The sequence below is a fragment of the Streptomyces chlorus genome (genome assembly GCF_042655885.1).
In the GTDB taxonomy this organism is placed as follows: domain Bacteria; phylum Actinomycetota; class Actinomycetes; order Streptomycetales; family Streptomycetaceae; genus Streptomyces; species Streptomyces chlorus.
On the sequence record NZ_JBHSOA010000127.1, the window covers coordinates 16551 to 28450 of the forward strand.

Consider the following 11900-nt stretch of genomic DNA (forward strand, 5'->3'; position numbering starts at 1 on the left):
ACCCCGGTTCATGGCCGTACCGGGTACTCTCACCAAGCCCGCCCGCGGGCGGAGCGGCCGACCACGTCCCGCACACCCAAGACGCCCCGCGCACACCAGGAGACTGACAACGATGGCCGACCGGGTCACGGTGATCGGCTGGGACGGTTCGCCGCTGACCGCAGCGGCCCGCGCCGCACTGGGCGCCGCCACCCTGGTGGCAGGCGCCGCGCACCACCTGGAGCTTCCCGAGGTACCCGCCGGTGCCGAGCGCATCCGGCTCGGCAGTGCCGCTCTGGCCGCCCGCCGGATCGCCGGCCACCGCGGCACGGCGGTGGTCCTCGCCGACGGAGACCCGGGCTTCTTCGGCGTCGTACGGTCCCTGCGCGCACCCGAGTTCGGCCTCGAGGTCGAGGTCGTCCCCGCGGTCTCCTCCGTTGCCGCCGCCTTCGCCCGCGCCGGCATGCCCTGGGACGACGCACACGTGGTGGTCGCACATCCCCGAACCCTGCGACGCGCGGTGAATGTATGCCGGGCCCACACCAAAGTGGCGGTTCTTACGTCTCCCGGCGCCGGCCCGGCCGAACTGGGCCTGCTCATGGAGGGCGTCCACCGCACCTTCGTCATCTGCGAGGAGCTCGGCACCGCGCGCGAGCAGGTCAGCGTCGTCACCTCCGACAGGGCCGCCGACCACACCTGGCGCGACCCGAACGTCGTCATCGTCATCGGCGGCCAGGCCGCCACCACCGCGTCCGGCGGCTGGATCGCCGGGCGCGACCCCGCCGCCGGCCCGCGCGGCTGGACGCTGCCGGCCGACGCCTACGGCGGCGACCTCGGCGAGGGCGAACAGGAACCGCTGCGCGTCTCCCAGCTAGCCCGGCTCGGACCGAGGCTCGGCGACCTCGTGTGGGACATCGGCTGTGGGAGCGGTGCCTTCGCCACCGAGGCGGCACGGGCCGGCGCCGCGGTCATCGCCGTCGACAGCGACCCGCGGGCCTGCGCGCACACCGAGTCCACCGCCCGCCGTCACGGCGTCCAGCTCCAGATCGTGCACGGCACCGCCCCGCAGGCGCTGGAGGACCTCCCCGAACCGGACGTCGTCCGGGTCGGCGGCGGGGGAGCGGCCGTGGTCCTGGCAGTGGCCGACCGCCGCCCGCAGCGCATCGTCACGCACGCCGCCACTCGCGACGCGGCCGAACGGATCGGCCGGGAACTGACCGAGCACGGCTACCAGGTCGAGTGTGCCCTCCTGCAGTCCGTCGAGCTCGACACCAGAGCCTGGACGGAGACCGAGCGGAGCGTCGCGTTCCTGCTCAGCGGCGTACTGCCGCCGCGTACCGCCTGAGCGCGCCGCCCTGTTCCGATGCCGTCCCCGCGATCGGGTTGTCGTATTGCGCGCGGTAGGCTGGCCGATCGTTGTACCGCAACTCGGACGCCCGCCGACTCGTCGACCAATGTCCCGAAAACACGCCCGTTCCGAGGCGTGTGTGGTACGGCACAACCCAAGGACGCGCAACGTGGCGCAGTCCACAGCGGAACCGTCGCGGATCAAGCTGACGCGGCGGTCGTACGGCAGCCACAATGCCTGTGGATGGCTTTGTCGCCTTTTAGGGCAGGCCGTTCGTGCCGCTGGGGACGCACGCTCGTTCTTCAGTGTGGGGCGGTCGGGTGCGCCGTTCCGGGTGAGTTGGTCGTAGGAGCACTAACCGATGGGCGAGGGGTACGCATGACCGACACCGGCCAGGTCCCGGGCGAGGGACAGCCGGAGAACGTAGGCATGGTGGAGCAGCCGGGCGTCCCCGCGCCCGACTCGTACACCTACCTCTCCGAGAGTTCTGCCGAGGACGAAGACCTGCTGCTGCCCGGTGCCCAGGGCGCCTGGGGCAACGAGGTCGCCCCGCCCGCGCCGGAGCCGGTCGTCGAGACCGTGCACGAGCCGGGGCCGCACGAGACGGGCGGCCGGGACACCGGCTCGGTCGACCTCGGCGGTGTCCGCCTGCCCGAACCGGGGCAGCCGCAGGCGCCCGGTCCCGCGGTCACGCACGAGTCGCAGGCACCGGTCACGCCGCGCCGTCCGCTGCACCTCGGCCCGCCCATTCCCAGCACCACCGCCGGCCCGGTCCGCTCCCTTGCCGACCGCGGCCCCGCCGACGTGCCGGTGCGCCAGGTCGGCCCGCCGGTCACCGGCCCCGAGTACCTCGACGTGCCGCGCGTCCGAGAGGCGGTCCCGCGGACGGCGCAGCCCTGGGGTGCCCATGCCGCGGCGGGTGCGACCGCCCCGGCGGAAACGGTTGTTCCGCCCCAGCGGTCCATGGGCGCCACCCAGGCGCTGGTCGCACGCGTCGCGACGGAGGCGGGCGCCGGTCAGCCGCAGGACGCGCCGCAGGCCGCCGCGGCCGCGACGGACCGGCAGAGCACCACGGGTGCGCCGGTCGCGGACGCCGCTCCCGCGCCCGGTCCGGAGGGCCTTGCGGGGTCCCAGGGCTCCGAGGGTTCTTCCGTACCGACGACCGACGCGACCGGGCCCGGTGCGGAATCGGGTTCGGCGACCGGTGTGATCGCCGGGCTGCCCGAGAGCCCCGGGTACGAAGCCGGCCCCGCAGTGGACGCCGTACCGTCCCTCGTCCCGGACGCGGGCCCGGATGCGGGTCAGGGCGCCGAGCCCGTACCGGCACCGGCTGCCGAGGAGCAGGTGCCGGTGCCCGAGGCGGGCGCCGCCCCCGTCGTCGCCATGGCGCCGGACTCTCCGGTCCAGGAGGCCGTGGCCGCCCAGGCACCGGAGGGCGTCACCACCGCCGCCGACGGAACCGAGGCCGCCTCCGCCGTGGCCCACGAACCCCAGGGACCGTTCACCGGCCCGGCAGACCCGCAGGCAATCGCCACCGCCGCCCGGAACGACGGCGACGCCGAGGCGTCCGCCCCCGTACCTGCCGAACCGGCCGCACCCGTCGACGAGGCGCAGGCTCCCGAAGCCGCGGCCCTTCGGACGCCCGAGCACGCCGAGGCACCGGAGCCCGTCGTATCAGCCCTCGAAGCAGCGCCCGCCCCCGACACCGAGCTCACCCCTGTCGAGGCAGCCGAGCCGGTGCTTCAGCAGGCGGCGGCAGCCGCGCCCGTAGCCGAGGGACCGGGCGGCCAGTACGTCCCGGTCGCGCACCCGGTCCAGGGCCCCCAGCAGACCCCGGCCGCCCCCTTCGCCCCGCCCGTTCAGGAGGCGTGGGCGCCGCTTCCCGATTCCCCGGCCCCCTCGGAACCCGAGGTTCCCGCTGCCGGCCCGACCGCTCCCGACGGCACCGCCACGCCGCTCCCCGGCAGCGTTCCCCTGGAGGCGCGGCCGGACCAGACCCTGGGGGAGTTCGTTTCCGTCGAGGGAGTCGTGCCGACCACCCCGCGTCTCGCGCCGACCCCGCCGCAGCCGCTGACCCTCCCCACCGAGGAACAGCCCGTGCCGGAGGCCACAGGTCCGGTCCCCGCGCCCCGCCCGGCCGACACCGGCGCCGTTCCCGTCGCTCCCGCCCCGGGACCGGCCGCCGAACCGCCGGCCGAGCAGGGCCTCGCAGGGAACGCGCCGGGGGAGCACCCGCCCACGGAGACCGAGCCGGTCCAGGCCGGACCGACTCCGCCCGAACCCGCCCAGTCCGAACCCGCTCAGCCCGTACTCGCCCAGAACCCCGACGACCTCGACACCCAGGGCGCCGGAGCGGTGCACGCCGCGCCGGCCGCCGGCCCCGCCGCCCCCGGCTACGACGACGCCGAGCGCGAGGCCGTGCGGAAGGTCATGCGGGAGCGCCGGGACATCCGCAACGGGTTCCGCGACGACCCCATCCCGCACGAGGTCCTGCTCCGCGTCCTGGAGGCCGCCCACACCGCGCCCTCCGTGGGCCACTCGCAGCCCTGGGACTTCGTCGTCATCCGCTCCGCCGAGACCCGGCGCAGCATGCACGAACTGGCCGAGCGCCAGCGCGACGCCTACGCCAAGTCCCTGCCCAAGGGGCGGGCGAAGCAGTTCAAGGAACTGAAGATCGAGGCCATCCTCGACACCCCGGTGAACATCGTCGTCACCGCCGACCCGACCCGCGGCGGCCGGCACACCCTGGGCCGGCACACCCAGCCGCAGATGGCGCCGTACTCCTCCGCCCTGGCGGTCCAGAACCTGTGGCTCGCCGCGCGCGCCGAGGGCCTCGGGGTCGGCTGGGTCAGCTTCTTCGACGAGCGCGAGATGGTCCGCGCGCTGGGCCTGCCCGAGCACCTCGAAGTGGTCGCCTACCTGTGCGTGGGTTACGTCGACGAGTTCCCGGACGAGCCCGAGCTGACGCAGGCCGGCTGGTCCAAGCGCCGCCCGCTGTCGTGGGTCGTGCACGAGGAGACGTACGGCAGGCGGGTGCTGCCCGGCGAGGAGCCGCACGACCTGCTCGCCGAGACCGTCGCGCAGATCCGCCCGCTGGACGCCAAGGCACTCGGCGAGGCATGGGAGCGGCAGAAGCGGATGACCAAGCCGGCCGGCGCGCTCGGCATGCTGGAGATCATCTCCGCGCAGCTGTCCGGACTGTCCCGCCAGTGCCCGCCGCCCATTCCGGAGCCCGCGGCCGTCGCGGTCTTCGCGGGCGACCACGGCGTTCACGCCCAGGGCGTCACCCCGTGGCCGCAGGAGGTCACCGCCCAGATGGTGGCCAACTTCCTCGGCGGCGGAGCGGTCTGCAACGCCTTCGCCACGCAGGTGGGCGCCGAGGTCTGCGTGGTCGACGTCGGTGTGGCCTCCGACCTCCCGGCCACCCCGGGACTGCTGCCGCGCAAGGTCCGGGCCGGCACCTCCGACATGACCGTCGGCCACGCGATGACCCGCGAGGAGGCCAAGCAGGCCATCGAGGTCGGCATCGAGACCGCGCGCGACCTGGTCGCCGCCGGCAACAAGGCGCTGCTCACCGGTGAGATGGGCATCGCGAACACCACCGCGTCCGCCGCCCTGATCTCCGTCTTCACCGGCGTGGACCCGGGCGAGGTCACCGGCCGGGGCACCGGCATCAACGACGAGACCCTGGCCCGCAAGACCGACGTCGTGCGCCGCGCCCTCGAACTGCACCAGCCGGACCCTGCCGACCCCATCGGCGTCCTCGCCGCCGTCGGCGGGTTCGAGCACGCGGCCATGGTGGGGCTGCTCCTCGGCGGCGCGTCACTGCGTACGCCGGTGATCCTGGACGGCGTCAGCGCCGGGGCCGCGGCCCTGGTGGCCCGTGCCATCGCCCCCGAGGTGCTGGCCGCGTGCATCGCGGGACACCGCAGCGCCGAGCCCGGCCATGTGGCCGCACTCAACAAGCTGGGCCTGCGCCCGCTGGTCGACCTGGACCTGCGCCTCGGCGAGGGCACGGGCGCGCTGCTCGCCCTGCCGATGGTGCAGAGCACCGCGCGTGCCATGCACGAGGTGGCGACGTTCGGCTCGGCCGGCGTCACCGAGAAGTAGCAGGTACCCAAAAGGGTGGGACGGCGGCGGCCGGAGTTCCGTCGCCGCCGTCCCCACCCCCGCCGTACGCTGATCCCACATCCGCACACCGCACGTCAGGGCCGCTCCAGTGCTGTAGCGCCCCTCGCACGCCCGCGCCTGTACGAGGAGCCGCAGCCTCATGGCCGAACACCCCGCTTATCCCGTGGGCCTCCGCCTCGCCGGCCGTCGAGTCGTGGTGCTCGGCGGCGGCCAGGTCGCCCAGCGCCGGCTGCCCGCCCTCATCGCGGCCGGCGGGGCCATCGTCCTGATCTCACCGGAGGCGACGCCCTCCGTGGAGGCGATGGCGGACGCCGGTGAGATCACCTGGGAGCGGCGCCGCTACACCGAGGGCGATCTCACGGACGCCTGGTACGCGCTGATCGCCACCGGCGACGGCGAGGCCAACGAGCGCGCCTCCGCCGAGGCCGAACGCCACCGCGTCTGGTGCGTCCGCTCCGACGACGCCGACCGGGCCACGGCCTGGACCCCGGCCACCGGGCACAGCGAGGGAGTCACGATCGCCGTCCTCACCACGGAGGTCAAGGGCCGCGACCCCCGCCACACCGCCGCGATCCGCGACGCCGTGGTCGAGGGCCTGCGCGACGGCACGCTCGTCGCCCGGCACCACCGCACCCGTACCCCCGGGGTCGCCCTCGTCGGCGGCGGCCCCGGCGACCCGGACCTGATCACCGTGCGCGGGCGCCGGCTGCTCGCCGAGGCGGACGTCGTCATCGCCGACCGGCTCGGCCCGCGCGACCTGCTGGCCGAACTCCCGCCGCACGTCGAGGTGATCGACGCGGCGAAGATCCCGTACGGCCGGTTCATGGCGCAGGAGGCCATCAACAACGCGCTGATCGAACACGCCAAGCAGGGCAAGTCGGTGGTCCGGCTCAAGGGCGGCGACCCGTATGTCTTCGGCCGCGGCATGGAGGAACTGCACGCGCTCGCCGAGGCGGGCATCGCGTGCACCGTGGTTCCCGGCATCTCCAGCTCCGTCTCGGTCCCGGGCGCGGCCGGGATTCCGGTGACCCACCGTGGCGTGGCACACGAGTTCACCGTCGTCAGCGGCCATGTCGCGCCCGACGACGAGCGTTCGCTGGTCGACTGGCCGTCCCTGGCGAAGCTGACCGGCACCCTGGTGGTGCTCATGGGCGTCGACAAGATCGGCCGGATCGCCGAGACCCTCGTGGCGCACGGCAGGTCACCGGACACCCCGGTCGCCCTGGTCCAGGAGGGCACCACGGCCGCCCAGCGCCGAGTCGACGCCACCCTCGCCACGGTCGGCGAGACCGTCCGGGCCGAGGAGGTCAGGCCACCGGCGGTCATCGTCATCGGCGAGGTCGTGAACGTCGGGCTTCCTGCCGCGCAGGCTCCAAAGCCCTCGCAGCCCTCGTAAGCCTCCGCAGCCCTCGTGGCCCCCAGGCGACACCCCCGTAAGTAACCCCCGGTAACACGGCTGATCCCGGCCGTTGGCACCACACCCAGGACAAGGCAGTATCACCCCCGTGGCCGATCTCATCACCATTGAGGACCCCGACGACCCGCGCCTGCACGACTACACGGGCCTGACCGACGTGGAGCTGCGCCGCACACGCGAACCCGCCGAGGGCCTGTTCATCGCCGAGGGCGAGAAAGTCATCAGACGCGCCAAGGACGCGGGCTACGAGATGCGCTCCATGCTGCTCTCGGCCAAGTGGGTCGACGTCATGCGCGACGTCATCGACGAACTCCCCGCCCCGGTCTACGCCGTGAGCCCGGAACTCGCCGAACAGGTCACCGGCTACCACGTGCACCGTGGCGCGCTCGCCTCCATGCAGCGCACCCCCCTGCCCACGGCTGCCGAACTGCTGCACACCGCCCGCCGGGTGGTGATCATGGAGTCTGTCAACGACCACACCAACATCGGTGCCATCTTCCGCTCGGCGGCGGCCCTCGGCATGGACGCGGTCCTGCTCTCCCCGGACTGCGCCGACCCGCTCTACCGTCGCAGCGTCAAGGTCTCCATGGGCGCGGTTTTCTCCGTGCCGTACGCCAGGCTGACCAACTGGCCCAGGAGCCTGGAATCGGTCCGCGAGGCGGGCTTCACACTGCTCGCCCTGACCCCCGACGAGAAGGCCCGGAGCCTCGACGAGGCCGCCCCGCACCGGATGGACAGGGTCGCCCTGATGCTGGGCGCGGAGGGCGACGGACTGTCCACCCAGGCCCTGGTCGCCGCCGACGAATGGGTCCGCATCCCGATGTCCCACGGCGTCGACTCGCTCAACGTGGGCGCGGCGGCCGCGGTCGCCTTCTACGCGGTGGCGACGGGCCGGCCGACGGGACAGGACGGGGCGAACCCGCCGGCGCCGTGAGCCCGCCGGGGCTTCCCGTCCCGCCCCGCCCCGGGCACGGGCTGCGGGCTGCGACCCGGGCGGGGACTCAGGCGGAGCCGGCCGTCCCGAGTCGGTCGACTCCCTGCTCCAGCGGCCGGTAGCCGCTGCGCCCCTGCCGTCGTCGCCGAGGCTGCGGGCCGGTCCCTGTCAGCCCTGGATCAGGGCGATGCCGACCGCGACCACCAGGGTCACCACGACGAACACGAACAGCCGCTGCAGGAGCAGCCGCGGATTGGCCGGCCGCAGGCCGGTACCCGTCGTCCGGGGCCCGGGACGACGGGAGCCGGTGCCCGACCGCGCCGAGTCCCGTGACCCGGAGGTGGACCGGGAACCCGACGTGGACCGTGACCCGGACCGGGGCGGCTTGCCGCCGCGGGAGGCACCACCGCGCGAGGCACTGCCGCCGCGTGACGCGCCGCCTCCGCGCGACGGCGGCACGCTCCGGTTGCCGCGCTGCCGCGGCGCCCCGCCCTCGGCCGGACCGGCACCGCGCCCCGGGGCCGCGCCGTGCGGTGAGGGAGTGGCCTGCCTTTCGGACGCACCCTGCTGCCCCGGCGCGCGGCGCTGCGCACGGTCCGGGTAGGTGTCGGCCAGGCGCCCCGCCACCCGCTCCGACTCCGCGCCGCGCGGAGCCGGCGGACGTACGCCGGTGAATCCCTGACCCTCCCGGGCGGCGATCTCCTTGAGCCGCAGTGACAGCTGGAGCGTGCTGGGCCGTTCCTCGGGATCCTTTGCGAGGCACGCGCGGACGAGTGGCGCCAACGCGTCCGGGACATCCTGCAGATGGGCCTCCTCGTGCACTACGCGGTACAGCATCACCTCGGAACTGCCGTGCCCGAAGGGCGAGTCGCCCATCGACGCGTACGCCAGCGTGGCGCCCAGCGAGAACACGTCCGTGGCCGGCGTGACGGCCGCGCCCCGCACCTGCTCCGGGGCGAGGAAGCCGGGCGAGCCGACCGCCGTGCCGACGTGGGTGAGCGTCGAGGCGCCGGTGGCCCAGGCGATGCCGAAGTCGATGATCCGCGGCCCCTTCGGGGACAGCAGGATGTTGGACGGCTTCAGATCCCGGTGCACGACCCCTGCCTCGTGCACGGCGACCAGCCCCTCCGACAGGGCCGCGCCGACCGCGGCGACCTCGGCCGCGCCGAGCGGCCCCCCGTCGGCGACCCGGTCGTGCAGCGATGGGCCGGGCACGTACTGCGTGGCGAACCACGGCCGGTCCGCGTCGAGGTCGGCGGCCACCAGACGGGCCGTGCACCCGCCACGGATGCGGCGCGCCGCGGACACCTCCCGCGCGAACCGCGAGCGGAACTCCTGGTCCTCCGCCAGATCGGGCCGGATGACCTTCAGTGCGACCCGCTGCCCCTTCTTGTCGGAGCCGAGATAGACAACGCCCATCCCGCCCGCGCCGAGCCGTCGGTGAAGTCTGAAAGAGCCGACGACGCGCGGGTCCTCGCGCCTCAGGCGCATCATCGCCATGTTCATCCCCGCTGCCCGGTCCTGTGACGTGCCCCAGCTTACGTTTCCCCGGCCGCCCTTGCGTAGAGGCCGCGCCCTCTCGGAGCGACGGATTGTCAGTGGTGGGTGGGAGACTTGAAGAGTGGTCAGGGGGCGCGCGGGCAGGCCGGGTTCGCGCGCGGTGGTGGTCCCAACCACTTGACACCGAAGGGGGATTGATCAAGTGAAGGGTGACCGTGTGGAGATAGTCGTGGATGCCGGGGACACGACGCGCACGTACGAGGTAGTGGCGAGCAGGGCGGGCCGCAGGGTGGAGACAGCGGTGCGCCGGGGCGTGGTCGAAGTGAGTGAAGTCACGCGTACGGGAACGGCGGTGCGGACGGCCAGGTTCATGGCGAACCGGGTCCTCGCGCTGGTCGAGCACCCGGTGCCGCGAGTGGAGGACTCGGAGACATGAGCGACGAGAAGGGGCGGACCGGACACCCCCTCGGGGATGTCCCTGACACGGAGTAGTCCGTCTCCACCCAGGGGAGTACGCCGCAGGTCATGGCTCATCCTCCGGGAGGCCCGGCAATCGGTACGAGGGCATGACGTCCGGGAAGTGCCGGGCACCTAGATTTGAGGTCAAGCGGCGGGTGCGGTACGCGTCCCCCGAGGTCGGACGCCCGCCGCTGCCAAAGGTTCGCACACAGCACCCGAGGCACTACGACAACAGAAACGGTCAGGAGAGGGGCCATGGCCCACACGGCATCGCGGACGGTCGTCCGCACTCGGGCACACAAGGCGGGCGCCGCCATGTTCCGCCCGAGCCGCGAGGGCCGTCGCCACCCGGTGGTGGCGACACTGATGGCTCTTCCCCTGGCGGTCCTGCTCCTCCTCGTCTTCGACGGGTGGGAGACGGTGGCCACACAGGCGTCGTCCGTGGGAGAGATGCTGGGGCGCTGAGCGGCGACCCCAGGCCCGGAAGAGCGGTCCGGGCGGGGACATCCACCCATGAAACCCCGTGGGGACGGGGGTGCGGCGGACGGCAAGAATGCCGGCGCAGCTGGGGAGCTGCGCCGGCACTTTTCTGCGCCTGAACCGGCGCCGCTTTCGCGGAGGTGGTTGCTGGCTGTGAGGGTTGCTCAATTAATGGTTGCGGTGCCTACGGGGGTGTTGCTGCGGGCGGTGTTCGTGAGTGTCGCCGAGTCGCGCAGCTGTCACTGCACCACCGGGGCGTCGCCACTACGGGCAGTCGTGTCTTTCCCCGTGCCACCGGTCAACGCCGGTCACGCTCCCGCGTACCCTCTCCGCAGGCCGCACCAGGGAGCCCCATGACAGCCACCGCCCTCCTTCCCGAACTCACCGCCCGGGCCGAAGACATCGCCCACGCCCGCACCCCCACCTGTGTCTGCGAGGCGAGCGGCACCCTCGCGGACCGCCCCGACGGCACCGTCGTCCGGCACGCGGACACCGTCGCGAAGGCCCACGCACCGGACGCCGACGCCGCCGAGCTGACCCGGCGCCTCGCCCTCGCCTCCCACCTCCCGGACGTGCTCCTGCCTCCGCTCGGTCCGGCACCGGCCGACCTGCACGGCAGGCTCGTGACCTTCTGGCCGTACGGCAGCCCGGTCGACCCGGACGATCCCGACGCCGCCCCCTGGGAGGCCGTCGGCACCCTGCTCGCCCTGTTGCACCGCACACCGGTCCCCGAGTCGGCGCCGGTCATGCGCGGCCCCCTCAAGGCGGCCCGTGCCGTCGCCGGGCTCCATGCCGTCGGCGGCCACCCGGCCGTGGCCCCCGTACTGGGCGCCTGGGCGACCCTGCCCGCCTGGGCGCGCGCCGAGGCGCCCATGCCGCAGCCGGCCGCCCTGTGCCACGGCGACCTCCACCTCGGCCAGCTCGTACGGGTACCCGGAGCGTCCTGGCGGCTGATCGACGTCGACGACCTGGGCGCGGGCCCCCCGGCCTGGGATCTCGGTCGTCCCGCCGCCTGGTTCGCCTGCGGGTTGCTGGCGCCGCAGGAGTGGGAGCGGTTCCTCGACGCGTACCGGGCCGCAGGCGGGCCCGCACTCGATGCCGCCCAAGACCCCTGGGCCGTCCTGGACGTCCCGGCCCGCGCCCTCACCGTGCAGACCGCCGCGCGGACGGTCACCAAGGCGGTGGCGGACGGGCGGCCCCTGGACGAGGTGGACCACGCCCTGGTCGACGCCTGCCGGCGAATAGCCGCGGTCCCAGCCGAATTGGCGCACGAATCGACGAAGTAGGCTGCAACCGACCGCAGTCGGACAGAGTCTGTCCTGGAGATACCTGAAGCAGGTCCGACCGGCGAGGAGTTGAACCGATCATGCAGTGTCCGAAGTGTCGTGCGCCGATGCACACCTATAACCGCAACGGTGTCCAGATCGAGCAGTGCAGCGGCTGCCGAGGGATCTTCCTCGACTACGGCGAGCTGGAGTCGCTGACCCGGCTGGAGGCCCAGTGGTCCCAGCAGGCCGCGCCGCCGCCTCCCGCGGCCCCGCAGGCGTACCCGGCGGCACCCCAGCCCGCGTGGGGCGCCCCGCACGGTGGCCACCACTACGGCCACCACCGGAACAAGAGCTTCGGCCGCATGCTCTTCTCGTCCTGACGAC

7 protein-coding genes and 2 pseudogenes are annotated in these 11900 nt (G+C 73.9%); 8 read left to right on the top strand and 1 reads right to left on the bottom strand.

Features of this window, described 5'->3' with window-relative positions; all coding sequences use genetic code 11:
- Positions 1-112 precede the first annotated feature (112 nt).
- The 4 genes from cbiE (at position 113) to ACFPZI_RS33875 (ending at position 7809) form a co-directional block, all read left to right on the top strand.
- Positions 113-1324, top strand: coding sequence for a precorrin-6y C5,15-methyltransferase (decarboxylating) subunit CbiE (cbiE, locus tag ACFPZI_RS33860; RefSeq protein WP_381371002.1), 1212 nt, complete (start codon positions 113-115; stop codon positions 1322-1324).
- A gap of 381 nt (positions 1325-1705) precedes the next feature.
- Entirely contained in the window at positions 1706-5437 is a 3732-nt protein-coding gene (cobT, locus tag ACFPZI_RS33865; protein WP_381371003.1) for a nicotinate-nucleotide--dimethylbenzimidazole phosphoribosyltransferase, read from the top strand.
- 160 nt (positions 5438-5597) lie between these two features.
- Positions 5598-6854 carry a uroporphyrinogen-III C-methyltransferase gene (cobA, locus tag ACFPZI_RS33870; RefSeq protein WP_381371004.1) on the top strand — a complete coding sequence of 419 codons (1257 nt, stop codon included), beginning with the start codon at positions 5598-5600 and terminating at the stop codon, positions 6852-6854.
- A 109-nt stretch (positions 6855-6963) separates the two neighbouring features.
- Positions 6964-7809: a TrmH family RNA methyltransferase gene (locus tag ACFPZI_RS33875; protein ID WP_381371005.1), complete on the top strand. Its 846-nt coding sequence runs from the start codon at positions 6964-6966 to the stop codon at positions 7807-7809.
- Between the two features lie 171 nt (positions 7810-7980).
- Here the strand turns inward: ACFPZI_RS33875 and ACFPZI_RS33880 are convergent.
- Positions 7981-9315, bottom strand: a pseudogene (locus ACFPZI_RS33880) (serine/threonine-protein kinase); the annotation flags it as partial.
- A 196-nt stretch (positions 9316-9511) separates the two neighbouring features.
- Between ACFPZI_RS33880 and ACFPZI_RS33885 the strand changes: the two are divergent.
- From ACFPZI_RS33885 to ACFPZI_RS33900, 4 genes and pseudogenes are all read left to right on the top strand, one after another.
- Positions 9512-9801, top strand: a pseudogene (locus ACFPZI_RS33885) (hypothetical protein).
- 222 nt (positions 9802-10023) lie between these two features.
- Positions 10024-10233 (top strand): hypothetical protein, encoded by a 210-nt coding sequence (locus ACFPZI_RS33890; RefSeq protein WP_042174944.1) that lies wholly within the window; start codon positions 10024-10026, stop codon positions 10231-10233.
- 368 nt (positions 10234-10601) lie between these two features.
- Positions 10602-11534 carry a phosphotransferase gene (locus ACFPZI_RS33895; protein WP_381371006.1) on the top strand — a complete coding sequence of 311 codons (933 nt, stop codon included), beginning with the start codon at positions 10602-10604 and terminating at the stop codon, positions 11532-11534.
- A gap of 80 nt (positions 11535-11614) precedes the next feature.
- Positions 11615-11896 carry a TFIIB-type zinc ribbon-containing protein gene (locus ACFPZI_RS33900; protein ID WP_381371007.1) on the top strand — a complete coding sequence of 94 codons (282 nt, stop codon included), beginning with the start codon at positions 11615-11617 and terminating at the stop codon, positions 11894-11896.
- Positions 11897-11900: the final 4 nt, after the last annotated feature.